28 protein-coding genes and 1 tRNA gene are annotated in these 25,445 nt (G+C 41.8%); 12 read left to right on the plus strand and 17 right to left on the minus strand.

Annotated elements, in window-relative coordinates; all coding sequences use genetic code 11:
• The 3 genes from RMY16_RS28470 to RMY16_RS28480 all read right to left on the minus strand — a co-directional run.
• Positions 1-2,192, minus strand: a 2,192-nt coding sequence (locus RMY16_RS28470) for an ABC transporter transmembrane domain-containing protein (protein ID WP_322739170.1), incomplete at its 3' end; no start/stop codon positions are given.
• A complete protein-coding gene (locus RMY16_RS28475; protein WP_322739171.1) occupies positions 2,141-2,923 on the minus strand; it encodes a peptidylprolyl isomerase in 783 nt (260 codons plus the stop codon). The genes RMY16_RS28475 and RMY16_RS28470, both read right to left, overlap by 52 nt.
• 383 nt (positions 2,924-3,306) lie before the next feature.
• A complete protein-coding gene (locus RMY16_RS28480) occupies positions 3,307-4,128 on the minus strand; it encodes a TIGR00297 family protein (RefSeq protein WP_322739172.1) in 822 nt (273 codons plus the stop codon).
• 402 nt (positions 4,129-4,530) lie between these two features.
• Here RMY16_RS28480 and RMY16_RS28485 point away from each other — a divergent pair, with 402 nt between their 5' ends.
• Positions 4,531-4,962: a VOC family protein gene (locus RMY16_RS28485; protein WP_322739173.1), complete on the plus strand. Its 432-nt coding sequence runs from the start codon at positions 4,531-4,533 to the stop codon at positions 4,960-4,962.
• A 42-nt stretch (positions 4,963-5,004) separates the two neighbouring features.
• On the opposite strand, the gene RMY16_RS28490 is transcribed toward RMY16_RS28485, so the two are convergent.
• On the minus strand, positions 5,005-5,640 hold the full coding sequence (locus RMY16_RS28490; protein WP_322739174.1) for a triacylglycerol lipase: 636 nt from the start codon (positions 5,638-5,640) through the stop codon (positions 5,005-5,007).
• A 517-nt stretch (positions 5,641-6,157) separates the two neighbouring features.
• On the opposite strand from RMY16_RS28490, the gene RMY16_RS28495 reads away from it, so the two are divergent.
• Positions 6,158-6,730: a hypothetical protein gene (locus RMY16_RS28495; RefSeq protein ID WP_322739175.1), complete on the plus strand. Its 573-nt coding sequence runs from the start codon at positions 6,158-6,160 to the stop codon at positions 6,728-6,730.
• Positions 6,731-6,764: 34 nt separating this feature from the next.
• Here RMY16_RS28495 and RMY16_RS28500 read toward each other — a convergent pair whose 3' ends face one another.
• The gene (locus tag RMY16_RS28500) at positions 6,765-7,016 is read right to left on the minus strand and encodes an after-VIT domain-containing protein (protein ID WP_322739176.1); all 252 of its coding nucleotides are present in this window, start codon (positions 7,014-7,016) and stop codon (positions 6,765-6,767) included.
• 13 nt (positions 7,017-7,029) lie between these two features.
• Here RMY16_RS28500 and RMY16_RS28505 point away from each other — a divergent pair, with 13 nt between their 5' ends.
• Positions 7,030-7,236 carry a hypothetical protein gene (locus tag RMY16_RS28505; protein ID WP_322739177.1) on the plus strand — a complete coding sequence of 69 codons (207 nt, stop codon included), beginning with the start codon at positions 7,030-7,032 and terminating at the stop codon, positions 7,234-7,236.
• Positions 7,237-7,528: 292 nt separating this feature from the next.
• Here the strand turns inward: RMY16_RS28505 and RMY16_RS28510 are convergent, their stop codons facing one another.
• The 5 genes from RMY16_RS28510 to RMY16_RS28530 all read right to left on the minus strand — a co-directional run bounded on the left by RMY16_RS28510 (position 7,529) and on the right by RMY16_RS28530 (position 12,835).
• Positions 7,529-8,593, minus strand: coding sequence for a tetratricopeptide repeat protein (locus RMY16_RS28510; RefSeq protein ID WP_322739178.1), 1,065 nt, complete (start codon positions 8,591-8,593; stop codon positions 7,529-7,531).
• Positions 8,594-8,661: 68 nt separating this feature from the next.
• A complete protein-coding gene (locus tag RMY16_RS28515; protein WP_322739179.1) occupies positions 8,662-9,369 on the minus strand; it encodes a 16S rRNA (uracil(1498)-N(3))-methyltransferase in 708 nt (235 codons plus the stop codon).
• Positions 9,370-9,382: 13 nt separating this feature from the next.
• Entirely contained in the window at positions 9,383-10,027 is a 645-nt protein-coding gene (locus RMY16_RS28520) for a Uma2 family endonuclease (protein ID WP_322739180.1), read from the minus strand.
• 112 nt (positions 10,028-10,139) lie between these two features.
• A complete protein-coding gene (gene sir / locus RMY16_RS28525; protein ID WP_322739181.1) occupies positions 10,140-12,056 on the minus strand; it encodes a sulfite reductase, ferredoxin dependent in 1,917 nt (638 codons plus the stop codon).
• A 239-nt stretch (positions 12,057-12,295) separates the two neighbouring features.
• Complete coding sequence (locus RMY16_RS28530; RefSeq protein WP_322739182.1) at positions 12,296-12,835, minus strand: hypothetical protein; 540 nt, start codon at positions 12,833-12,835, stop codon at positions 12,296-12,298.
• Positions 12,836-13,229: 394 nt separating this feature from the next.
• Between RMY16_RS28530 and RMY16_RS28535 the strand changes: the two genes are divergently transcribed.
• Positions 13,230-14,171: an ADP-ribosylglycohydrolase family protein gene (locus RMY16_RS28535; protein WP_322739183.1), complete on the plus strand. Its 942-nt coding sequence runs from the start codon at positions 13,230-13,232 to the stop codon at positions 14,169-14,171.
• Between the two features lie 42 nt (positions 14,172-14,213).
• On the opposite strand, the gene cutA is transcribed toward RMY16_RS28535, so the two are convergent.
• From cutA to RMY16_RS28560, 5 genes are all read right to left on the minus strand, one after another.
• Entirely contained in the window at positions 14,214-14,546 is a 333-nt protein-coding gene (gene cutA, locus RMY16_RS28540) for a divalent-cation tolerance protein CutA (RefSeq protein ID WP_322739184.1), read from the minus strand.
• 5 nt (positions 14,547-14,551) lie between these two features.
• Complete coding sequence (locus tag RMY16_RS28545; protein WP_322739185.1) at positions 14,552-15,562, minus strand: transposase; 1,011 nt, start codon at positions 15,560-15,562, stop codon at positions 14,552-14,554.
• A 21-nt stretch (positions 15,563-15,583) separates the two neighbouring features.
• Positions 15,584-16,435 carry a hypothetical protein gene (locus tag RMY16_RS28550; protein ID WP_322739186.1) on the minus strand — a complete coding sequence of 284 codons (852 nt, stop codon included), beginning with the start codon at positions 16,433-16,435 and terminating at the stop codon, positions 15,584-15,586.
• Between the two features lie 140 nt (positions 16,436-16,575).
• Positions 16,576-17,235, minus strand: a complete 660-nt coding sequence (locus tag RMY16_RS28555; protein WP_322739187.1) for an Npun_F0813 family protein — start codon at positions 17,233-17,235, stop codon at positions 16,576-16,578.
• Between the two features lie 85 nt (positions 17,236-17,320).
• Entirely contained in the window at positions 17,321-17,446 is a 126-nt protein-coding gene (locus RMY16_RS28560; RefSeq protein WP_322739188.1) for a hypothetical protein, read from the minus strand.
• Positions 17,447-17,593: 147 nt separating this feature from the next.
• Between RMY16_RS28560 and RMY16_RS28565 the strand changes: the two genes are divergently transcribed.
• The 6 genes from RMY16_RS28565 to RMY16_RS28590 all read left to right on the plus strand — a co-directional run bounded on the left by RMY16_RS28565 (position 17,594) and on the right by RMY16_RS28590 (position 22,531).
• Positions 17,594-17,666, plus strand: a tRNA-Arg gene (locus RMY16_RS28565).
• A gap of 72 nt (positions 17,667-17,738) precedes the next feature.
• The gene (locus tag RMY16_RS28570) at positions 17,739-18,440 is read left to right on the plus strand and encodes a group I intron-associated PD-(D/E)XK endonuclease (RefSeq protein ID WP_322739189.1); all 702 of its coding nucleotides are present in this window, start codon (positions 17,739-17,741) and stop codon (positions 18,438-18,440) included.
• A 457-nt stretch (positions 18,441-18,897) separates the two neighbouring features.
• Positions 18,898-20,007: a site-specific integrase gene (locus tag RMY16_RS28575; protein WP_322739190.1), complete on the plus strand. Its 1,110-nt coding sequence runs from the start codon at positions 18,898-18,900 to the stop codon at positions 20,005-20,007.
• Positions 20,008-20,348: 341 nt separating this feature from the next.
• The gene (locus RMY16_RS28580) at positions 20,349-20,528 is read left to right on the plus strand and encodes a plasmid mobilization protein (RefSeq protein ID WP_322739191.1); all 180 of its coding nucleotides are present in this window, start codon (positions 20,349-20,351) and stop codon (positions 20,526-20,528) included.
• Positions 20,529-20,670: 142 nt separating this feature from the next.
• Positions 20,671-20,820, plus strand: coding sequence for a plasmid mobilization protein (locus tag RMY16_RS28585; RefSeq protein WP_322739192.1), 150 nt, complete (start codon positions 20,671-20,673; stop codon positions 20,818-20,820).
• Between the two features lie 82 nt (positions 20,821-20,902).
• The gene (locus RMY16_RS28590; protein ID WP_322739193.1) at positions 20,903-22,531 is read left to right on the plus strand and encodes a VapE domain-containing protein; all 1,629 of its coding nucleotides are present in this window, start codon (positions 20,903-20,905) and stop codon (positions 22,529-22,531) included.
• A gap of 443 nt (positions 22,532-22,974) precedes the next feature.
• On the opposite strand, the gene RMY16_RS28595 is transcribed toward RMY16_RS28590, so the two are convergent.
• Positions 22,975-23,400, minus strand: a complete 426-nt coding sequence (locus tag RMY16_RS28595; protein WP_322739194.1) for a hypothetical protein — start codon at positions 23,398-23,400, stop codon at positions 22,975-22,977.
• Positions 23,401-24,075: 675 nt separating this feature from the next.
• On the opposite strand from RMY16_RS28595, the gene RMY16_RS28600 reads away from it, so the two are divergent.
• Positions 24,076-24,321, plus strand: a complete 246-nt coding sequence (locus tag RMY16_RS28600; RefSeq protein ID WP_322739195.1) for a hypothetical protein — start codon at positions 24,076-24,078, stop codon at positions 24,319-24,321.
• A gap of 79 nt (positions 24,322-24,400) precedes the next feature.
• On the opposite strand, the gene RMY16_RS28605 is transcribed toward RMY16_RS28600, so the two are convergent.
• On the minus strand, positions 24,401-25,036 hold the full coding sequence (locus RMY16_RS28605; protein WP_322739197.1) for a hypothetical protein: 636 nt from the start codon (positions 25,034-25,036) through the stop codon (positions 24,401-24,403).
• Positions 25,037-25,161: 125 nt separating this feature from the next.
• Here RMY16_RS28605 and RMY16_RS28610 point away from each other — a divergent pair, with 125 nt between their 5' ends.
• Positions 25,162-25,422 carry a hypothetical protein gene (locus tag RMY16_RS28610; protein ID WP_322739198.1) on the plus strand — a complete coding sequence of 87 codons (261 nt, stop codon included), beginning with the start codon at positions 25,162-25,164 and terminating at the stop codon, positions 25,420-25,422.
• Positions 25,423-25,445: the final 23 nt, after the last annotated feature.

Genomic DNA, 25,445 nt, shown 5'->3' on the forward strand with positions numbered 1-25,445 from the left:
GCTAAATCGGCACTTTTTATATCAAAACCATCAATCAGGATGCGTCCTGATTCAATTTGATAGAGGCGTTGTAATAGTTTAGACAGAGTACTTTTCCCAGAACCGCTACGTCCGACAATGCCAACAAACTGCCCTGGTTCGGCACTGAAAGAGATTCCCCGCAGAATTGCTTCAAAGTTCGGGCGGTAGCGGAAAAATACTTGCTCGAAGGTGATTTGTCCTTTCAGGGGTGGCAAAACTAAGCCAGTTCCCAGTTCAGCTTCTGGGGAGACGTTGAGAATATCACCAATGCGATCTACAGAAAGTAGCACTTGTTGAAGGTTTTGCCACAACTGTACTAAGCGCAAAAGCGGGCCTGTGACTCTACCAGACAACATTTGAAATGCAACAAGCTGTCCAATTGTGAGCTTTTGTTCGATGACTAACTTGGCTCCATACCAGAGAATCAGCATGGTGGACAAATTAGTGAGAAAGTCACCAATGTTGCTGCTGATATTGGAGGTGGTAGAGGCTTTAAAACCTGTGCGAATGAAGCGGGCAAATAAGCCTTCCCAGCGATCGCGGGCTACTGGTTCGGCTGCATGGGCTTTAACGGAGTGAATTCCGGTGATTGTCTCTACTAGAAACGATTGACTATCGGCACTCCGGTTAAAAGTTTCGTTGAGCCAATTACGCAGAATTGGTGTTGCAACTATCGTTAATGTGGCAAACAACGGCAGTACTGCTAAAGCCACAAAGGTGAGTGGAATATTATAGTAAAACATCAATGCCAGGTAAACCACAGCAAAGATGCTATCTAGAATTACAGTTAATGCTGTACCTGTGAGAAACTGACGAATTTGTTCGAGTTCTTGGACTCTTGCTACTGTGTCTCCGACGCGTCGTGACTCAAAATAAGCCAAAGGCAGACGCATCAGATGGCGAAATAGCTGTGCTGATAAACTCAAATCCAGACGGCGAGCTGTATGGGTAAAGATGAATAGGCGCAGAATGCCCAGTACGGATTCAAATATGGCTACGCATAAAAGTGCCAGCGCCATCACATCAAGAGTCGGCAAACTTCCCTGCACCATCACTTTATCAATGACGACTTGGGTAATTAGCGGTGTTGTTAACCCCAAAAGCTGCAAGGTAAAAGATGCTAACAATACTTCTGTGAGCAATCCTTTATACTTCCAAACTGCTGGGGTAAACCAACTGAGGTTAAATTTTTCTTGCTGGGAGATGAGTTCTACTTGCCACAATTGTCCATCCCAAGACGCCTCAACTATAGATTGCGGCAAGCTTTCACAAGTCCGTTCAGGATTTAGGGGGTTAGCGATAATTAAGCGATCGCCTTTAACTCCATAAGCCACCACCCAGGATGGACTCTGGGGTGAGTCAGAATTCCACAGCAATAAAGCTGGAAATGACAACTGTCGCAACTCACTCCAACTCACTTGTAACCGCCGCAACACTAACCCTAACTTTTCTGCTGCTTCCACAACCTGTTTTGGGCGTTGTCCTCTGAGTTGACGCTGCACCCATTCCAGTTGCACAGAATTTTCTAACTGTTGCGCCACCATTGTTAAACAGGCAGCAGCAGTATTCCAACTGGCAACAAACGGATAAATTGCAGCGATTAAATTGGCGGCTGGGAGTCCTTTTTGGGGTTGGAGGCTGTGGGGGCTGGAAGTCCCGTCTGAGGCTGAAGTTACTGAAGGAGTGCTAGAGAAGGAAAATGTCTCCCTTTGTCCCTCCATCTCTACTGGTAACGCTTGCCAAAATTCCTGAATTTGTGGGTGAGAAAATTCTGTCCACAGCGCAGTGTCCCAACAAACTACTATCACTTCTTTACTAGCAGCTACAGCTTTAAAATCCGCAGACAGCTTTTGGAAGTCGCCAAACCAATCCCCTGCATCTAGGGCGGCTATTGGTTTACCAACGCCCTCTTCTCGCAAGCGGACTTTCCCAGCCACAATTAAGAATTGATAACCGCGAACATCGTTTGACCAGATTTTTTCTCCAAGACGATACTGGCGGGTTTGGCACTCATTTTCCAATCGGGATTGTTGTTCGGGAGTCAGCCAGGATAGCGGTGGCTGATTCCAAGGCAAAGAAGCTAGCACTTTTAATCGTAAAGATTCATTATCCAGAGTTTTTAACTCACTTGTAACTTGACTGTCAGTTTTTGAATTTTCTCTGCTAGCCATTTTTCAAACAACTCATTTTGTAGTGCTTGCTGTAGTTGAGTATCTTCTAAAGACGCTGGTAGAAATTGTTCTACTCGAAACAAACCATAAGGCCCTTCTCCTTGGGGAGAGTCTTTGCCAACGATTTCTATTGGCCCTATCAATTGTCCAGGACTGGCCACATCAATAGCGGCCCGTAATATATCTGGCATACTACCTCGGCTGACGATTCCCATCATGCCATTCACAATTCGGTCATCTGAAAGGGAATACTCTTTAGCTAGTTGCTCAAAACTACCTCCTTCTTCTATTTGGGTTTGGAGTTCGTCTGCCAATTCTCGATTGTCAACAACAATCCGGGAAAGTACTACCCGATCCAAGAAAATCTTGCGTTCAATAAAATATTCTGGGAGTTTTGTTTGTGTCACTACAGCTTTCAGCTTTTCTAACTTGTAACCAAAAGCAACCGATGTGTGAAAAGTAGCGTAATCTGTATTATTTGTCTTTAACCATTCTTGAAAACTTAGGGGGTCAGTAAGTTGATTTTTCAGCCTAAAGTCAATAATTGACTGTTCAGTAATTGTGGTACCAATTTCAATATCATCTCGTGTTCGGATTTCTTCCTCAATTACGTACTGCCGGAGAATATCCCCAATGAACTGTCCCAATTTTCCAGAGGCTTGCAGGTACTTTACTGCTTGCTCTATAGAAATTATTTGGTCATTAATTGTCAAAAATGATAAAGATTCCATGAACTAATTATGTGAAAATTGTTAAACACTTATAGGACTTTTAAATTAAATCATATAGAAATCATCTAGTCATTAATGGATAAAAATGATAAAGATTCGATGAACTAATTACATATAAATGGTCAAAAAATTATATAGCTAGTAGATAAAATAATTTGCCACGATCACTTTTACAGTCTAGTGGGGGCAAAATCAGGATTGAAAATATTAGTGGTGGTGCAGTAGTAAGGCAAATAGTTATTTTTTACCAATGCCTTTCAAGAATGCTGAGTGCTGTTAGCGGATAGCTAGGGTTTAGCCAGTGCTAAGTGGGGAATCTGGAACTGGTAACGGTCTAAATGCCCCACTTAAACGAGTAATTGTAATTGTTTATTCTCGTCAGTCTAGTTAATGAAAGTTATCCATGTCCAAGCAAATAGCACAGATGCGATCGCACCAATTAATGTATTAAAAATATTTACTACTTCATTGGTCAGCCAGGTATACTTAGATTGCAGTGTTGCGCCAATCACACTTTCTAGGTTGGTGGCAATAAATGCTGCCAGTACACACCAAGCGACTCCCAATAGATCGATTAAACCAACTCCCCAACCCACAAGTGCGATCGCTACAGAAGCCACAATCCCAGCTAAAGTTCCTTCCAAGCTTACCGCTCCTTCTGTGCCGCGAGGCACTGGTTGAAGTGTGGTAATCAAAAAGGTGCTTTTACCATAAGCTTTCCCAACTTCGCTAGCAGTGGTGTCAGCTAGCTTTGTACTGAAACTCGCTACATAGGCTAACAATAATAGGGATTGGGGACTTGTACTGAGCATTGCCGAAGTATTGGGGATTAGAGACTGGGGATTAGGTACGAGGAATCCCGAATTTATTATTCCTACTCCCAAAGCACACAGCGCCCCAGTCAAAGCCGACCCCCAAACATTTTCTGGACCTCTTGCCCCAGAACGCTTTTCAGCAATTCCTTCTGCCTCCTTCTGCGCCATACCGATGCGGGTAACGCCAGAACCAACCAAAAAATAGAACATTACTACTGCATATCCTTGCCAGCCTAGAGTTACCCAAATTAAGATGGCCAAAAACCAGGCGTGGAATAATCCAGCAGGGGTAAGTAGCTTTTTGGGAGCAATCCAAGCTAAACCCAATAAAATTGTGTTTAATACTACTGCTATTAACCAGGGATTTACAGAATCTATTGAGGATGACATCAGCAATTAATCATGAGTAATTTTGTCTGAATATCAACAGAATAACGGATTTGTGATGCTTAGTGCTTTATTTTTGCAACCTCTCTAGGTAAAATAATATGTTTGTATTATTCACTAAATTGCGTAGGCATCATTCTGAAAGCTGAGTGTTAAACCATCAATGAGGTTTTAGATATACGCTGCAATGATTAAACAAAATGCAAAACTTCTTTTGAGTTAGGTAGACTCTTCTCCATAGCCGCAGAGTACAGTGGCGGAAGTATTACTCAGTGCCCAATCTTAGTAATAAGGATAAAGAATATAAGTTAATGTCAATAAAAACTGTGTTCAAGTTAACCACAATCAAAACTTAATAGCATAAATTGTAGATAGCATAAATTACTAGTATTTTTCACATAAGCTATGAGCCAAACTTTATTCCATCTAGCTTTCCCTGTAACTGACATTGCCCAAACAAAAGCATATTATGTAGATGGTTTGGGCTGCATTCCTGGTCGTGAAAACCATCATGCCCTGATACTCAATCTCTACGGTCATCAATTAGTGGCTCATGTCACAAAAGGACCTTTGACACCGCAACAAACTATCTATCCCAGACATTTTGGGCTAATTTTTACCCAAGAACGTGACTGGCAAGATTTACTACAAAGGGCACAACAACAACAGCTACTTTTTCGTGAAGAAACCAAAAATCGCTTTGTTGGTTCTCCTCTTGAGCATCGCACTTTCTTTTTAGAAGATCCCTTTCATAATCTCATGGAGTTCAAGTATTATCGTCACCCAGAGGCGATTTTTGGGAGTTACGAACATACGCAAATTGGGGATAGAACTTAAAAAATTAAAAATTAAGTGATGCGAGCGTAACAAGCATCCTGGTTACTGACTGGATTTTTTATTCAGCAAGGATAGCTTAATAGGCTTTGCTAAAGCTGCTGTGACTACCGTTAAACTCCTGGAGTCTGTCAGCATCCAAGGGTGTAGAGTAACTGGTACTATTACTTGGCTTCCTACGGGCATTTGTGAACTATTTGCTGGGACAATCATCAAATCATAAGGTGTCCAGATAGACGTAAAATCTAGCTGGCCCAACATTACAGCATCAGAATTTAAATCTTTGAGAAAAATGCTGTCGGGGCGCATTTGTAAGCAACCAGGACGACGGGAACCATAGGCAACTACAGTTCCATAATGAGGCGAAGCGATGGTAATAAACCGCTGCACGCGGTTAATTCCTCCTAATCGCTGAACATAGTAACGGCTGACAATTCCTCCCATACTGAAGCCGATTAAATCTAGACGTTGTTCTGGTGCAAAGGTCGCTGTAACATAATCGGCTACTTGTTTTGCCAATTCATCAAGACCCACATCACCATTGTTAGGAACTAGATTCAGGCTATATACAGACCAGCCCTCTAGTCTTAATTGAGCCGCCATTCTATGGAAAACTGCCTCTGTATCGTCAATGCCGTGTATTAACAAAACGGGATTGCGTTGTTGATTTTCAATGTTCATTTACAAAATCTGGCTGAATTAAGGGGTGTATTTCACTTTTGTAGGTACATACTGCTCTACAAACTGAAGCTATTGTTTTTCGGATTCTTTAAAAGGTATTGTTGCAAACAAAACTAAACTGCTTCCAAAGAGAATTTGTATAAAGTTTTACAAATTAATCAGTTCGTTTGCCAATACGCTATGACACTCCTTCGACTGGGTGAGAGCAAACTGCTTGTTTAACTTCAATTGGCTATTTACCAAACAAAGAAATGTTAATTATTGTGAAGCTTGCTTTCAGAATCTTGCTCTTAGCTACAGTAAAATTTAATAATTAGTTCTCGGTGTGTGCAGGTTGCAAATGCTTGCAATAGAACATTTGCCCTGTGGTTTTACTACAATGTTAATTAAGCACAAACCTATAAGGGTTGTCACCAGAGCGGGGTGAAGCCAAGTAGATAATGTAACATTTTTTCGTAATTTTTAACAATTACGGTCGAGTTCAAAATATAAAAGGTAAAAGGCAGGAGTAATTGTAATGGATTTTATCAAAAAGTTAATTTCGGGTATTCAGGGTTTCCTTGGGGGTATTCTGGGCTTTATTACTGGATTATTACCCGGAAAGAAGAAAAGCAACGGCTACTTTTTAGAATTGGACGAAGCCAAAGATGCTGCCAAAGATGCTGCTAAGGAGGTAGCATCGAACGCGAAGAAAGTAGCAGATACAGTTACATCAACAGTTGCATCGAATGCTAAGAAAGTAGCAGATACAATTTCATCAGAAGCACCAACTCCATCTAAACCAGATTCATTGAATGGAACAAAAACCGCCGCGTCTAAGGCTAAGGAAAAACCAGCTAAGGAAAAATCAGCTAAAAATCCCAAACCAGCCGACGTTCAACTAGTCCAGACTGCTGAGGGCCTTAAAATTGAACCAGGCAAAAAAGCAAAAGCCGCGGCAGCGAAAGTACTCAAAGAAGAGCCAACTGAAACAACCTTTGCACCAAAATATCTAGCTCCTTCGACTACTAGCTCTAATGGTCGTCGTCGTCCAGGAGCGAATATGAGTGTTTATCTAGACATGGCGCGTCAGATTAAAACACCTAAATAATTCATAGAGACCGTAAATTTACGGTCTCTATAGATTAAACACGAAGATGCAAGGTTAAGATAACTTTGCTATTTGTAGATGGGGGAACTCTCCAAATTAGGAGCGATCGCTTAATTTTCTCCACTACAACTGCATCTTTTAGGGTTGAGGTTTCCTCGTCTAACATTATCCCTGCTACCCGACTCTTGTTGACAGTGAACTCGAAAACGATTTCACCACCAAAGCCTGGGAGTAAATTTGTTTTTTCTAAGTGTTGAGTTAGATCGGCAATTGCCGCTTCATTCAAGCCAGTAATACTGATGACTTCTAACTGTTGGTGGATAGGCGCTGCTAATTTTGGCGATCGCGGGGCTGATTTTTTTCGCTTTGGCTTTTTTTACTTTGATAGCGGGCTTTGGACAATAAAATCTGGAGCTTTTGGGGGAGCTTCCGCTGGAGCGCGTTTCACTAAATATGCTATTTGCCTTTTTTGCTATAACTTCCGTATGCTTGAGTGGAAAAACTAGTTGCTCTCCTTGAGGGGATTTAACGTACAAACCCCCTAGCTATTGGTTTTTAGTACTGACTATATTCATAAATTTGATATAACACTCCAATTTGATTTATGAACTGAGTTATTCAGGTAGGTAAGTAAGTAGGTGCTAAAAAACACAACTAAATTAAGAAGGGTAAAGGTTAAGGGTAAAAGGGAAAAACCTTTACCCTTTAACCTTTTCCCTTTACCCATACAAAACTTTGTATAGTTCGGTTTAATTGTGCCAACCTACTTAATACGAATTACGAATTACAAATTACAAATTATTTAACAAACACCAGTCCACTATACAAATGAAAAGCTGAGTCCCAATTAGTCTGTTCCCTACGAAACAGCTCGATGTGAGACTTGATATGACTCAAAATTTCGGTTTGATCTAATGTTGTATCTGCAAAAAACGTGAAATCTGACCAGATTTTGACTTGAGGTAGTTGCTGGTCAATCCAACTTGATAAACTATTCCAATTAATTCTGATTGTATTTTGGCTAGCTTGAGGAATAATTTCTAAACCTTGCTGAAATTCATAGCCGTTATCATAAAGTCGAAGAATAGAACGTCTACCAGGTATGTGTAAATCACAAAACTGAGCATAGTCTTGTGTTTGAGTTTTCCATTCCAGTTTATGGCGAGCATCAACATCTACAACTTGTTCAAAAATGGGCAAAAGTCCTACTACTCTCGCTGTGACTTCTGACCAGTCAAAGGTGAGAGAACCAAGTTGATTGACTTCGTTTCGGCAAACAACAGTAGCTTGTGGGGTAGATGCTTGGAAATGTTTGACTTGATAAACTTGAATTTGCTGAATTTGCGCTATTGTTGCCCAAAAGCAAGGAATACCAGCCTGCTGTAGCTGTTTGCCATAAAATTTTAGTTCTCCTACTTGGCCAGTGCGGTACAATCTCCAGCCACGACTTGGGAGTATCAGCCGTGCAGTGTAGGGGTCTAGCTGCATAATCTGGGCAAATTTTCGAGACACTTCTGTTTTCAATTCGTTACTGAGTGGCTCTAAGACTAATACGCCAAGTTCGGTGTTATTTGGTTCAGATTTTGCTTGGGAAATAGCTCTTTGTCTTTCTTCTAGCTCCATTTCTTGTAGGCGTCGCAAACCTTGGCGTGCGAGCGTTACTATTTTGGTGTTCCTTGTATCTCGCAGCAATTGCCGATAAATTTTTTCTGCATCTTGGCGCTTTTGGGATACTTCATGGAGCCGACCGAGATAATATTGTACCCAAGGATTTTCGGGTGATTCTTTTTGCAGCTGTTTGAGTAATTTAGCTGCTGTTTGATAATCTTTATGCTCAAAGGCGATCGCAACTTGCTCAATCATCACTTACTCTAAATACACGCTGGAGTGATGTCTCGCGCAAAAGTAATTTTGCGTAAGCTATAAATCATTTATACTTCACAACTTGCGGTAATCAAGGATAATGCTACTACTGGGGCTGTAACTGCTCTCAGGATGCGGCGACCAAGGGAAACGGGTTGAAATCCGGCTGATTTGGCATTCTCTACTTCTTGTGTTGTCCATCCCCCTTCTGGCCCAATAGCAATGACAATCTCCTCAGAGATGCTACTCAGCACTTTGTTTAAATGGGGATACTCTCCGCGAGCCTCACAAATATAACGGTGACTTGTCTGATTCGCGGTGACAGCAGTATTAAAAGCAACAGGATCTAAAATTGTCGGCACGAATGAGCGCTCTGATTGTTCAGCGGCTTCGGCTGCGATGCGTCGCCAACGTTCAAGCTTTTGAGGGCTAGGATGTAGTAAAGTGCGATCGCTCAATACTGGTGCAATACAAGTTACTCCCAACTCTGTACAACACCGCACCACTTCATCAAATCCATTGCCTTTGGGCAACGCCACCATCAGCGTAATTGATACAGGTAATTCAGTTTCTACTACAAGCGATTCTAAAACCTGTGCTTGTTCCCCTGTTAGCTGCGCTAACCACCATTTTCCTTTACCATCCATTGCAATAAAGCGATCGCCTTCACGCAAGCGCAACACACGCCCCAAATAATGCTGCTGTTCTTTGGTGAGTAAAATTTGCCCTTGTTGAAATTGGGAGGGTGCGATCGCAATTCTTTGCAGTTGAGACATTTTTCTTAATAAATTATTGCCCTGCTGTAGATATCTGTTGTCTAACCCAGGTACGGAAAGCACGAGTTGCTGTTATTTGTCCAACTTTCTTGCTTTCTTGAATAAATCGGGGAATCTCCGTCACCAGAACAGGCGCAAAAGTTGGACTGCGATCGCTTTGCGAGTATTGTCCACTGTTAAGGGCGTAGATTTTCAAGACATTTCCGTTATACCGCCAGAATTCTGGGACTCCCATTGAAGCATAAAGGCTTAACTTGTCTATCTTGGGTCTGGAATATTCCACTTCCAGTACTATGTCTGGTGGTGGGTCTGTATTTAGGTCAATATTTTCTTTGTTGCGAACTAACAATTCATTTTGGATATAGTAACTACTGTCCGGCTCGCCTCCTTGCTCCAAATCATCCCGCGTCATAGTCAACGAGCCAGCGCTTTTAACTTCTAAACCAAATTCTTCACACAACACAAGAACAAAACCTTCGATGAGACGGTTTGAGTTCTCGTGTGGCATCAGGGGGGTCATAATTTCTACTATTCCGTTGTCATAAGCTAGCCTTTTATTTCGCTCAGATCCCATATCTGCCAGCATAGCTTTGAATGTCTGCCAGCTGATGTTTTGCAGCACATCCCTAGTTTCTGCGAATTTTGCTGTTGTCACCATATTTCAGTTTTCCTTTGGATGTGTTACCTAACTGTATTAGGACTTATACCAGAGAGACACAAATGAATTTATCTGTGTCTCTCCTTGATTTCATTATCTTCAATTATTCAGCTTACGAAAGATTCTGGAAGTAAGCCTCTAGCGCTTCAGTAACTAACTGAGTCATGGGTTTACCTTGACTTTCTGCTACTTCTTTCAACTTGCCATAAACCTCTTCTTTCAAATTGACCCGATGACGCGATTTGTTTGCACCATTAGCTGTTTGCGGTTCGTAGCTAGCAGCAAATTCGCGGATGGCATCAAAACCAACGCGATCGCAAAAATCACCAAACTTTTCCTTCGATTTCCGAAATTTCTTAAAGTAAACAAAAATCGGCTCTAAGAAGGTTTCCAAGTCATTATGGTGCAGCTTTTCTATGTAAGGTTGTGCTAGTCGAGTCTGATTTGGCGAACCCCCTAACCATAATTGATAAGATTCTGGAGCGCTACCGACAAATCCTAATTCTGCGAGGTAGGGACGAGCGCAACCGTTGGGGCATCCAGTCATCCTCACCACAAAATGTTCTTTTTGTAAACCAACTTTATCCAAAAGAGCGCGAACTCTTTCCAAAATACCCGGTATTGCTCGTTCTGATTCAGTGATTGCCAAGCCGCAAGTGGGCAAAGCCGGACAAGCCATTGCATACCGTACTAAAGGTTCTATTTTACTAGGGTCGTCTCCGACACCGTGACGGCTAAGAATGTCTTGAATAGCTTCCTTGCTATCTGGTTCGATATCGTAAAAAATCAGGTTATGGTTGGGTGTCAGGCGGATGGGTAAGTTGAACTGTTCGACAATTTCCCGCAAAGCGGTTTTCAGTTGAAACGAACCTTCATCCTTGATTCGACCATTGTCAATGGAAATTCCTAAGAATAGCTTGCCATCACCTTGTTCATTCCAGCCGAGGAAGTCGTGAAATTTAAACTCTGGCAGTGGTTTGAAGGCTTCAATTGATTTACCGAAATATTCTTCAACTTGAGTGCGGAATTTTTCTAAGCCCCAATCGTTGATTAAATATTTTAATCTGGCATGACGACGATCGGTGCGATCGCCATAATCTCTCTGGGTAGCAACAATCGCTTTCACAATGTCGTAAACGTCATCTTTTGCCACATAACCGATGGGGTCTGCTAACCTAGCAAAAGTTTCTTCTTTACCGTGGGTTCTGCCTAAACCACCACCAGCAAAAATATTAAATCCTTCTAATTGCTTCTTCTTATTGGTAATTACTACCAACGTCAGGTCTTGAGAATACAAATCAATCGAATTATCCCCAGGCACTGTCACGCAAATTTTGAACTTGCGGGGCATATAGTACGTGCCATAAATCGGTTCTTCGTTGTCATGGATAATTGTGCCATTCCCATTGCGTTGTCGCGCCGCCTTCACCTCTGGGTCTTCTTCAGCACTAATTGCCTTTTCCCCATCTAACCAAATTTCGTAATAAGCGCCTGTCTGTGCTGTCAGCAAGTCAGCAATATTCTGGGCATAGTCCCAGGCATACTGATACTCTGGACGATTCTTAAAAGGGGCTGGTGGTGCCATCACGTTGCGGTTGATGTCGCCGCAAGCTCCCAAAGTCGAACCCAGGTTCTTGACAATGGTGGCAATTGCTGATTTAAGATTCTTCTTTAAAATTCCGTGCAGTTGGAAACCTTGACGGGTAGTTGCTCGTAACGTGTGGTTGCCATACTCATCAGCTATTTTATCTAAAGCCAGATATAGCTGCGGCGGTACTAAACCACCTGGATTTTTTGTCCGCAGCATAAACTGATAATCTTTTTCCTGTCCCTTAGTGCGGTTGTCGCGGTTATCCTGTTGATAAGAACCGTGATACTTCAAAAGCTGTACCGCATTTTCAGTAAAATGGGTAGTGTCTTGAAGGATCTCAGTTGCTACAGGTTCACGCAAAAAATTACTATTTTCCTTGATCCCTTCTACTTTGGAAGGCTTACGGCTAGCGATGGGGGAAGGAGCAGATTTAACCATTAGACTTGTATAGTATTCTCAATAAAGCATTAGTAGACGCCGAATCAGCACCCTTCGACTACTTGATCCCCGGTAATCCGGCCGGAATAATGAGGAATATTTTAATTTTATCACGGCAAAAGCTGGCTTTGTCAGTGATGTAATACTTAACAAAACCAGCTTTTTAGAGTAGTGAGTGAAGAAGTGCTGAGTCCTGAGTACTAAGTAAAGTATAAACTGACTGAGGACTCAATAATCTTTTATTTGAAGCGATAACCAATACCACCATTGATGCTAACAGCAGAAGCATCGCTATTTTGGTAAGCACCAAGTCCTACTTTGGCATTAGTGTAGACGAGGAAGTTATTAGCAACTTCCGATTCAACACCAGCACCTACCACAACTGAATCTCTATTACCTATAGGAGTTGGTGAACCATCTTTCTCTACAAAAGAATAACCACCAGTTAAATAGGCATTAGTTCTGTTAGCTATAGGCACATCCACAGAAAGTTCTGGAATTATGGCACTTGTTTTATCACTCCAGAGGACATTACCGCGTGCAGAAAACGGCGTAGTTCCTAATTTCACGCGACCTGTGACATTACCACCAAATGTGGCATTATCATTGATGCCTTGTCCGCCACTGGTAACGCCAGCTGCAACACCAGCACCAACATAACTAGCATCAGTACCCTTTTTGGTTTCAGCAGAAGCTTGGCCAGCTGATAGAACAAAAGGAGCAACTATTAAGGAAGACAATGCAGAAATTGTCACGAAAGACTTGAGGAAGCGTTTCATAATTTTTACCAAATTTTGTATTTTTTACTTGTATATTCCAGGTCGAAAATAAAGTGATAATGTTCCAAATTATTCCCAGCTTTTATGAAAAAACTGTTGTTGTTAATGCATAACGCTTAGAAGATAACTATTCCTTAAATTGATAAATAAGCTGTTATAATTACATCTCAATGTCTTTGGATTCTGGCTGTTTGTTCCCCTAACAGACGCTTTTAAAACTGTCACAATATGTGGAACTAAAACTAAGTTGGGATATGGTAAATAAAATACTCGATTAAGAATTTTTGCCTATCTTTTCATCATCTGCGAAAAAGTAGGCTGTAACATCTGTTGCAACACGCTATAGAGGGAATCTATAAAGTTAATTTTGAGCAATTCTCGTGGAGATTGAATAATGCTAACCGCTGCAAAAACGTTGTCTGGTTTGATGGGTTTATGTGTCGGTGATGCGTTGGGTGTACCAGTGGAGTTTACTAGCCGTGCTGAACGAGTAAAATCTCCAGTGACAACGATGTTGGGTTATGGCACATGGAATCAACCACCAGGAACTTGGTCAGATGACAGTTCCTTAAGCTTTTGCTTGGCAGAATGCCTTTGTAGAGGGTATTCCTTGGATGCGATAGCCAATTCCTTCTGGCGCTGGTATAAGGAGGCTTACTGGACTCCTCGTGGCGATGTCTTTGATATTGGTCAAACTACTCACACAGCAATTATGCGCCTCAAACAGGGAGTTGTTCCCCATCAGGCGGGTGGTAAGGTTGAAAATAGTAATGGCAATGGTTCGTTGATGAGAATCTTGCCGATGGCTTATTGTCACAGAAACTTGACTTTAGGCGAATTGCTGGCGCGAGTGCATGATGTTTCAGCGATTACTCATGCTCATGCGCGATCGCAAATGGCCTGTGGCATTTATATTAGTATTGCAGTGGCGCTCTTAGAAGGGGCTGACCCCCAAACCGCTTACTTACAAGGATTACAAGATATCCAAACAATTTATTCTGTACGGGAATTTTTATTAGAGAAGCCGCATTTTGGCAGAGTTTTCAGTGGTGAGATTGCCAAGATACCAGTAGAAGAGATTAATTCTGGTGGCTATGTGATTGATACCTTAGAATCATCCCTGTGGTGTTTATTAAATAGCTCGTCTTATTCTGAGGCGGTGCTGAAAGCTGTCAACTTAGGCGGAGATACAGATACTACCGCTGCTGTAACTGGTGGATTAGCGGGAATTTACTACGGCGTGGAAAATATTCCCAAACAATGGATGAACCAAATTGCTCGTAGACAGGACATTATTTACTTGGCAGAACGTTTTGCAAGGGCTGTTTACGCTTAGAGTTATTAGTTGAGAGTAAAGAGTGAGAAGTTATAACAATCCTTACCCTTTAATTTTTACTTGCTGAGAAATCCACTGCAAGTAGGCTTGAGAACTAGCAACAATTGGTAAAGCAATAATTTCTGGCACTTCATAGGAATGAAGTTCTTTAATTTTGGCCTCCATTGCAGAAAATTGTGCCAAATCAGTTTTAATCAGTAATTGCCATTCTTGCTCTTTATGCAGTTCTCCTTGCCAAGTGTAAATTGAGTGGATTGGTAACAGACTCACACAAGCAGCAAGTTTAGCCTCCACAAGGGCATTAGCAATTGATTCTGCCTCCTGCATGTTGCCAGCTGTCACCAATACCACACCATAGCCAGCAGGTGTCTCCATGACCTCTAAACCGTCGTAGACAAGGAATAGACCTGACCATCAATTAGCAGTCGTGTGATGCCCTTAGCTTGGAGATGAGTCCGAGCCTTATGGAGCATTTTACTATCAGGAACTTTAATCACGCGATCGCGTTTAGTAGAAAAACGCTTGGCGACGCGATGGTTATCAAACACCGGCAGAGTTCTTTGCTGGGTTTCTAGGCTGGGAATTTGCCCCAAGTCACCAAAGTCCCTCAGAGGACGGGTAATTAATTCCGAAGAACGGTCAATTACCAAATAGCAAGTTTTGGGCAAATTCGCTATCGACAGTGGTAAAACTTCAACTGATGCTTCACCTGGTCTTCTTCTTGTAACTAAAGGTCTTTGCTCATCCAGGTCATCATCATCAAAGTCTTCTTCCTCAAAGTCGTCATCCTCTAAATCATCATCATCTAAATCATCCAAATCCTCTGATTCGTCGAGCAAATCTTCGCCTAGCATGTGCGCGATGACAGCTGCTCCTGGATGTTCATTCTTTAGCGGTGGGATGGGAATGCTGACTATTTCCGGCGGCTTTGGCTCTGGAGTTTCTAATTTATCTGCTGTGATTCGGAGTTTCGGTTTCTCCGTCGCCGAAGGGCGTCGCCGCACTCGTCTACTAGCAGCAATTGACTCCGCCGTTTCCTCTGAGTACAGTTCCTGCTCTACACGAATTATCTTACGTGGTAGTGGCTCAACCTTTGGTACTTCTAGGGGTTGGCTTTCGCTGGGTGGAACTTCTATCTCCGGCTCTGGTTCTGGTTGACTCAGCAGTGGTAACTGCTCATAGCTTACCTGTGCCCTGCCTTCAGGAGTTCTCGCAGCCCGCTTTAAAGAGACTAAGTATTCATACTCATCTTCTGGCAAAGTGCTTTTGAGCAGGCGGCTAATTGTCGAGTTACTCACACCATAGCGGTCTGCCAAAGTTGAGGTTGTTTCGGCAGTCTCTCGATATAACTTCAAAATTTCTTGCTTGTCAGAGTCTGTTAATTTTCTCACGGTAGATACCAAAAATCTTTACTAAGCTCGTTTTCGTCCGCTGGTACGCCGCGTTCGTCTTAGTGATGCGTCATATTCTAAGACAGCGCCCATGCCAAATAACACTCCACTAAACACCCAAAACACTTCTAATATCTCTCCACTTTGATAATTGGGGCCTTGGGCATATTTAAACCACATATCTGCAATGTAGAGCGAAAAGGCCGCCGCTGCAATCATTCGCCAAGACTGGGAAACTCTTCCTCCCCAAAAGGCTAGTAGCAGGGTGGTAGCAATAATTAGCAAAACTACATCGCTAACTACGTAAAACCAATTCAAAATAGCGACTAGCAGTTCTGAGGGTATTTCCTGTTGCATAGAAATCCACCATGCCAACAAACTACCGAACACTGCAATTGCTAACACAATTAGCCACTGCCATTTTTCCAGATTGATTCGCCTGGAAGCCACAGCTAAAATCATGCCTGCGCCAAGTAATAAATAACTAAGTACAAAAAATATATCGCCTACAGACACATCCGGTTCATCTTTTAAAACTATTTCGGTATAGCCGAAAATTATCCCCCCAATGAAATAGGAAAGCATACCTAGCCCAATTAAGAGCCAAACATTCCGGCCACTGACGATTTGCTGACTCAGCCAGTTCCTCAAGCATAAGATACTGGCACCCAAATAAGCTAAAGCTTCAAAAATATTTGTGCCAATCACATACCACTCGGCTCGGCTTTCGATGCCATCTGCTCCGGGAACTTTGGCACTAAACAACAAAAAGTATAGCAGTGCCAGTACGGCCCAGCCAATATTAGCTAAAACAATGTTCTGAGTGTTGAAAATTGATTTAGAAAGGAACGAATTCTCGTAAGAGTTATTCATAAGACTTGACTATGTAGATGCACTCTGGCAGTATTTTGAGTTAAAGGACTGTATATCTAGCAGTGTGTCTGTCAGGTAATACACAATCGGACACCAAAAGCAAGTGCCAGTGGCAGGATTTTTGTGAAAAAATTTCCATGCTACTGCCATAGTTTACCCAGTGGCGATTGATTTAGCCAAGTGATAAACAGCGATCGCTCGGCTTCTGGCATATCTTCTAGCTTATAAATCACTTGTTTGGTAAAATTAGCGTTGCCAAAATAGGCCTTTCCTAATCGATGCAGTTCTTGTAACAGGATAACTACATGATTTTCTTGCCAATCAGGTATTTTGGCTGTCGGCAAAGGATTAGTAGATACCAAATATTTAACCGCTTCTAGGGAAGATGCTTGGGGAAATTGTTTTTGCTTGAACACCTCCGCAATATCTTTTTCAAATAATGCAGCTTGCCTAGCACCTAAAAACTCTTCAATGTCAATAGAAACACCCTGCAACAGCAAAATACCGGCTTGGACTAAAATCGCCGTTTTGCCATGACCACCTGTGTCACTATCTAGTTGCTCTAAACGGATTTTACCCCAAACACTAAAGCGTTCGGGTTCTTCCAGCAAAACACAGGCTTTACCCCGGTTATCCGTTAATTCTCTCCATAAGGCTCTAGCTTCTTCTTCTTGACTAGCTTTGAATACGCTAATCAAGCGAAAAGTCTGCCCTTGATAACTAAGGATCGGCACCTGCTGATCCTTTTTTGGGTGCTGAATGCTTGATATTTCAACATCCTGCCGTTTGAGAATAAACATGGCACTAGCAAATAACTCCTCACAGGGGCACTCTTAATATGGAATATATAATGGCATTTGGCAGCATCGCCAAGGCTGAAATTACCTAGCATACTGTGGGAATAAGCCTAGCGATCGCCAGATCCTTCCCGAAGGTAGCCGCCCAGAGGACGGTGGCGTTAACAGGCAAATAACCCCTTGACAACTCAATATATCTAAACCAATACTCCATCTGTTTCGTTTTCGGTGTAGATTGCACTAACTAGCGACTAGCATCTTAGCCTTGCTAGTGGTAAATCTGCAATTTTTGATTGCTTCTTGGTACGCGAAAACGATATAATGGTATAAATGACTCTTTCGGGAGTCATTAATTTATGTTGGGCGCGTAGCTCAGTGGATAGAGCCACGGATTTCTAATCCGTTGGTCGCAGGTTCGAACCCTGCCGCGCTCGTTTTAACTTAATACGAACCCTAAAGAAGCCTTTTCATGGTAATTTACCAAATAGGCTTGAGAGTTCATATAAATGCACCACACAAAAGATAAGGGTGATCTAGCAGCTGCTAAAGTGATAGCAGATTTAGTCGAGAAAGAATATTCAGTTTTCATACCAGTAGTAACTGAACATGCACCCTTTGATTTGATTGCCTACAAAGATGGCAAATGTTACAGAATTCAAGCTAAATACAGTTGTGATGGCACACTGAAAAATAAAAGCAATTGGGCAGACAAGAATGGTTGTCATGAGAAAAAGTACAAATCTGATGACTTTGATTTCTATGGCCTTTATTTGCCAGATATAAACAAAGTAGTATATCCATCAATCACGTTTGGCGGTTGCGGTATTAGGACAACGCCACCTAAATCACCCAATCCTTTTTATTGGTGGGAAGATTTTACAGATTTAACTGAAGTAGCACTTAAGCGAACCTACAAGGAGTTTGGCGTTGATTTAACAACTAGAAAGGTTAACCCAGACTCTAGAATTCATACCAGAAAAGTTGAAAGGCCAACAAAAGAAGAACTAGAAAAACTAGTTTGGGAAAAGCCAACCGCACAAATTGGGAGAGATTTTAGCGTGTCTGATAAAGCTGTAGAAAAGTGGTGTAAGGCTTATGGGGTAGAAAAGCCACCCAGAGGATATTGGGTGAAAAAGGCTTATGGAAAAGTGGAACTACAGTTAACAGAAACTGGAGAAAAACTGGAGAAAATATTAAATCATCAATAATTAATGCTTCTTAGCGATCAAATTTAGAGCGCAATAGACTTAAGTCATTGAATTTTTAACAGGTTGTATTTTAACAGCTAGCGCGTACCATTATATCTGAAAATTAAGCTGAGATGATGAAAGGGATAATTCTTTATATCTCCTCTATCGCGGTATACAGATAGTACTGAAGCGACAGTGATTGTTTTCTATGTCAAATCATAGCCAAAATTCTATCCTGCATAGCCAAATCATAGTCAAAAATGCAAGTAATAGAGTCGAATTTTCAACATTCAGATTCCTTAAAAAGCCTGAAACCCTCGACTTCTCGTCAGTTATTTCGTTAATTTAAAAAGCCCGTGACGAGGATTGAACTCGTGACCTCACCCTTACCAAGGGTGTAGCCCAGAAGCCCAGAAGCCTTACCTATAAGCACCCTAGCGAGTCCTAGCACAACCTTTAAGACGGGTTTAGGACAGTGAGGGAAATCAAGCCAGTTAATAATAATGGTTCTATTCAACTAAAGTTTTCCGTAGGGGGTAAACGGTACTCATTTAACCCAATCCCCGGCGGGCAGTTTACTAACCACAGGGACTACAAGACGGCACAGGCGATCGCCAGCCAAATACAAAATGACATCCTAGCTAAGAACTTTGACCCAACACTAGACCGCTATCGACTAACTCCAAAGCAACCTATACAATCCAGTACCCAAGCCTCAAAACCTCTAACGCTTCTAGAACTGTGGGATTACTGGGTAGACAGCCTCAACCTTTCAGTAGCTACCAGACAACATCATTACAGAGCGATTAGGCAGCAGATTATTAAAGCTAATCCTGATTTGCTAGATACCCTGTGGTTGACCCAATCCCACTTAGGAGCCTCAACTTTTAATCAACGCCTGGGTTATTTGAAAAGATGCTATCGCTGGGCTGTATCAAAAACCCTGGTAACTAGTAACCCCTATGACGAGCTAAAAACCCGTAGAGTGTACGCTAAGTCAATCAAACCCTTTACTTCTAGAGAGATAAAAGTGATTATCCGGGGTTTTGAAGAGTCAGCCATACACTACGCGCCCTTTGTTAAGTTTTTATTGGCTACAGGTGTTAGGACATCTGAAGCCATTGGGTTACGTTGGTGTCATGTGGACTTTGACCAAGGTTTTATAACCATCCAAGAAAGTCTCTCTAGAGACTGGGCCGGTAACGGGTATCAGAGGGTTAGAAAGGAGACTAAAACAGGTGGTAGCAGACATCTGGGAATGACTGATGAGCTACGGCTACTATTATGGTCAATCAAACCTCCTAAACCTGACCAAGATTCCTTAGTATTTACTACGGTTCAAGGAAAAACGATAGATGATGGTAACTTCCGAGAGAGGTACTGGGTTAAGGTACTAACTAAAGTCGGCATAGATTACCGAAGACCCTATACAACTCGGCATACTACTGCTAGTCATGCCATAGATCAAGGAACCCCGGTTACTGGGGTGGCATATTTACTAGGGCATAAAGACACCCGAATGGTTATGCAAACTTATGGTCATCTGGTTAACCGTCCAGACTTACCGGACATCCCTATCGGCTGAGATAACTAGGGTAGTTGGGAATAGTCCTACCAGAGTTTTAGGGTATATCTGACTAAGTAGAGGTAACTGTAACTTTTATAAAAGCCCTATTTTTAACTAAGCATTTCTCTTCAGTAGTTGTTTACCCTCTGGTTATCCTTCCAGGGGGCTTTTATTTGGGCATAGGGGTAACTGGCTTGCGCTGGCGATCGCTTCAGGTATTATCAGCCAGCCTAAAATACCAAATAACCTCAAAATCGGTTAACTCCATGTGCCAGTTTTTACTAAAAATATGCCAGTTAGCTACTGACATTAATATTTTATAGGTTACAATAGGAGTATACTAAGAAATAAAAATAACAATGAATAACCAGAGAACTACCCGGAAAGTTAAGTTACAGGTCTGGTTAACTGAACAAGAGCATGAACTACTACAGCAAGCTGCCACTGAGACAGGACAGGGGATGTCTAGCTATGTCCGGTCTACTGTACTCAAGGCAATCAAGGCAGATTTAGGGGTAACAGTAAACCCGGAAGTATAAATACCTATTCTTAAAGGTATAGATTTAGATATCTTTAGGATTCCTTAAGGTTTCCAGTATTGCCCAGAGCCTAGAACCATGATTCTACTGTTAACTAACCAGACTTGACTGATTATAAGTAAGTTCAATAAGGATTACTCAGATGACTAGAACATCAAAGGTTAACTTCAGGGCTACTGAACAGGAAGTGGCAAAGATTAAGGAACTGGCTAAGGTAGCAGGTTACAGCCAGTCAGAATATATCAGGTTAGCTGCTTTAGGCTTCCCAGTGCAACCACTACAAACCAAATAGGGCAACCAGTTAGCAGCTAGTTACCCTAAAGTTCAATATTTAGTTCAAACAAACACAGGGCTAATGCCCAAGGATTCAAATAATGGATTACTCAAACAAAACCAACTTAAAGGAAGTCGATATGTCTGATTATAACAGCTTTAATGATACTAAGTCAAGCGCTATTAGCTTTGATGAGGATGACAGCGCCAAAGCAGATAGGCTTCTAAGCTTGTTGTACTCGGTTGACTTCTTTGGGCATTCTATTGGGTCAGGTGGGGATAAATCTAGGGCAAGTGATCCTAAAGATATCCATGCCTCTGAAAGAGCCAGGAAGTTGGCAAAAGATTACATTCAGAACTCAAGAGAGAAAGCTTACTCATTCTGGCAAATATTTGAGGCTGCTTATGGGAAGCATTTAGAGTTAGATGGTTGGGCTGATATTGTCCATTATGAGGGTGTAGCGACTACCAGAAGTAAACTGATGGCTAAGTTAGAGAAAGCTTTGCAGATGTCATCTCCCCAAGCATCTAAGGGCTTTTATGAGCGCCAACTAGAACAAATGTTAGAGGGTAGAAAGTTTCAACCAGTCCAGAAGTATTTAACCAAGGTTTATAAAGAATATTCAGAGAAGAAAGTCTGGACTAACCATCTGGGTTTTGAGGAACAGGAAAGGATAAATACAGAGAAAGGGGTATCTAGATTTGCTCCATTTTATATTGAGAGTGACTTACAACCTCTGCCAGAGTGGGATAACTTAGGTAAAGTGCTATTTGGTACTGATGACCCATTAACCCAAGAAATGATTACTAGTTGGTTATGTGGGGCTGTTCAGAGAGCTATAACCCCAGGTTGCCTAATGAAGCGATCGCTGATTCTCAAAGGTGATCAAGATGCGGGTAAGTCAGCATTTACCAGAATATTAGCTAAGTCTTGGGGTACTGAGTTAAGGGCTGGTACATCCGAGGCTGATATTATCCGCCTTTGTAAGTTTACTTGGATTATGGAACTATCCGAGTGTGACCGCCTATTCAAAGGCAAAGAGGCTAGTGTACTAAAAAGCTTACTGAGTACCACAAAAGACACATATATTCAGAAATATAAAGAAGCTGATGAGGCATCAGTAACAGAGCGGGTAACTCTATTCATCGGTACAACTAATGAGTCTAAGTTTTTAGTTGATACTACAGGTAATAAGCGCTTCTGGGTTGTAGACTTAGCCGATGGGTGGAAACTGCCTTTATCCTGGTTAGAAGATAATGTGGATCAACTATGGGCTACTGCTTACCATAAGTTACTCAATGGGCATTCTACAGACTTGTCAGAGGATAGCCAAGTAGCCTCAGAGGTTAGAAACCGCGAGTACATGATTGAGGGTAGCTGGGTTGAACAGTTAGAGAGGGTGCTAGAGGTAGCCACAAAAGAGGGTAACAGAGAGATCGCCTTTAAGGTAGTTGATATCCAGTTAGCTATGGGGACTCATGCGGATAACCAAGGGAAAAATAAGACTGCGGTTATTAATAGCCTTAAGCAGTTAGGTTATGATCAGCGACCGATTAAGGTAGGCGGTAAGACAGAGAGAGTTTATGCCTTAAAGACTACTGAGAAACCCATAATGGCTAAGTTTGTTGGCACGGGTGAGTGGTGCTATTGGTCAACAAAGTTAGGGGGTTGGCAGTCTAACCAGGATGTAACCGTAGAAGTTAGGAAGGAAGCCAGAGGTCAAGCATAGGCAGTTAATAGCTAAATAACTAACCATAGGTTACATCGGCATTAGCTGGTGTAACCTTTAAAATGCTTATAGGGTAAGGCTTTGAGAGTTAGGCTACATAAAAAGGTTACATCGGGTTACATTATTTTTAGGAAAATGTAACCGCTAGGATTCATAAGGGGTATAGCTTTCAGCCATTAGGTTACATAGTTACATAGTTTTTAGATAAGAAATATCACCCAACTAACTATGTAAAAGTTCAAGGGGATTTTGATGTAACTATGTAACCTAGAGGCTATACCCTATACTGTATAAGGATTTCAGAGGTTACATAGAGATGTAACTTTGTAGCCTAAGAATGTAACCATGTAACCTAACCAGTAACCCAGCGATCGCCTAACACCCCTTAGCCTTCTCTGGTATCCCTTAAGACAACCACCGGGGGCTTAAGTTATAAATCAGTATTACCTTACACAATCATTTGCAGAGCCGATCGCTCTGGCGGTTAAGCTGTCATCAACCACAGCCACATAGTTAGCGCGGTCTAGTCGGCTAGCAAATACTTCCTTAACTTCTGCCTCCATCTGCTGCATTAGGTCATTACCGAGTAGATTTAGGAAATCCGATTTAGCTAGCCAGATGTTTGCACCTCTATTTTGTGCCCTATCTACCAACTGATCACTATCTGTAAACATTAGGTATGTCCCACTGGAGCCATGATGAAACCAGAACACATTAGCGCCCGATAGTACACCCGCATAATAAACCTTACATTGGGTTCTATCAAAGGGTTCATCATCCCCATCATCATCTAAATCACTTACTGGGGTTTGGATTTGGGCTTGTTCCTGGGGTTGATTTGTTCTAGGTGCGCCCATTTGAAACACCATATAGGGTATAAACCCTAACCCCCCGATGATAGCTATTGTGGCAGCTAACCTAATAGGATGCTTTTCAATAAGGTTTAGATATTTATTTAGCATTAAACTTACTAGTATCCGATACTACTAATCTCAGTCTATTCTGGTAAATCACTGAGGTCAAGGATACCAATCATCTAGGCTAACTACTAGGGTTTATGTGATAAGCATTACCTGATATCCTATCATGTGCGCTGACTCCTTACTCCTGACTCCCTACTCACCAATGGATAACCTCAAAACCCCTCTAGGATGCATCAGAGGGGCTTGTTTTACCTATTCACCCATGAGTCAACTATACCAGAGCATTCGCCTTGAACTTATACCAGACATTCTAAATATCAGTATATTTACAGATATAACCATTAGTTACATTGGTTATATTGGTTATATAGAAACGGAAGAGGGCATGGGAAAGGCAATAACGGTTAGATTCTCAGATGAGGATTATGAAACACTAAAGAAAGCGCACTTCGAGTATTGCCAGCAAATAGGGGAACTGATTTCCCTTAATCAGTACATGGTTATGAGGTTGCTAAACAAACCTCAGTCAGAAAAGTAAACCGCCAAACAAATACCGGGAGTAGCTACGAACTACACCCGGCAATCAAAAACAAATCATTGAAATATTAGGAGCATAATAACATGGCTAATGCAACAGTTCAAGCTTCAGTTACCGCTACTGAAAAATACTACATTCCAGTGGTTGAGAAAAGATTGGATAACATCTTTAAGGCTATGAAAAAAGCGGGGGTTGTATGGGATAGTACAATCAATCATATTGATCAGTATATGACTGCTAATGAAGAAATAAAGGAAGATTGGATTAACTTAACCCCACAAGATAACCGGAAGAGAAACATGGTTTATGTTCTCTATATCGCTTCCTAATCAACCCGAATAAACTATAAGAAAACCCCGGTAAGTTAACTAGACCTACCGGGGGTTAAACTATGCCTTACTGAAGGCTTTAGAAACCGCCTACAAGGGACTGAATGATAAACATATCATCAGTAGTCAGGTTGTCTATATCAGGGATTTCAACTGCATTTTTAGACTGTTCAACCAGTTGTCTGATTAGTATTACTTCAGTTGGCCAGGTATCTCGAAATGGGGCTGCTGCTAACTTAGACTCATCCTCAAACAAGTCTTGCAACAGGTATTCTAACCAAACAATGTTGTTATCAAAGGGGTCAAAGTCAGCCATTAAAGCGACTAGGGATTCATGGAGTTCTCGACAGTTCTTGTAGGTCTGACCACGCCAGATTAAACCGCCATTGCCAAAACGCGCTGTGGTTGACTCGACTCCGGTCTGAGGATGAGTAATCAACTGAACAACCAAGCCTAAGTACTTAGCAACTAGGGCATTGTCGCCATACTCAAGTCGGTAGTTAGTCAGATAGATACTGACCTGTTCAGGTGTTAGAGTTCCGAACTTGATAGCAGTATCGATAAACTGCTCTAAGAACTTCATAGTTGCTTTTCTTGACTCTGCCTTGACGCGCTTCTCATCGGCTGCCTTTTGTCGCTCGGCTTCCTGTTCAGCCTGTAGCTTCTTAACAGTTGCTAAATGTTCATCAATATATTGTTGCCAGTTGCCAGACATTTGTTTTTACCTACTTGATTTATTTGTCCATCTACTAAAGAGAATGTCAAATACAAAAATCATCTGAAACGCCTAAAACTCATAAAAGATGTATTTGACTAAATCAGGTAAATGGGATAACTAAAATGAAAACTAAAGCATTATCATTTCGGGTTGAGGAAAGTACTTATAACTGGCTGGCAAGCTTGGCTGAGAAATCTAAACTACCAATCTCAGAAGTAGTCAGAGAAATACTTAAGGTCAGTCAGATGACTCAGGGGACTAGACGCGCCTATGGTGAATGTTTAGAGTATTTGGCATCAGTAGAAGCTGATGATTTCTTAGTCGGTCTAGACGCGCTTGTAGAGGCTATTAAACCTGAGTTCGGGTTAAGCATTGTGAGATAAAAGCCATTCCATCTGAAGGCTGG

This window comes from Nostoc sp. DedQUE12b (assembly GCF_034530835.1).
Taxonomy (GTDB): domain Bacteria; phylum Cyanobacteriota; class Cyanobacteriia; order Cyanobacteriales; family Nostocaceae; genus Nostoc.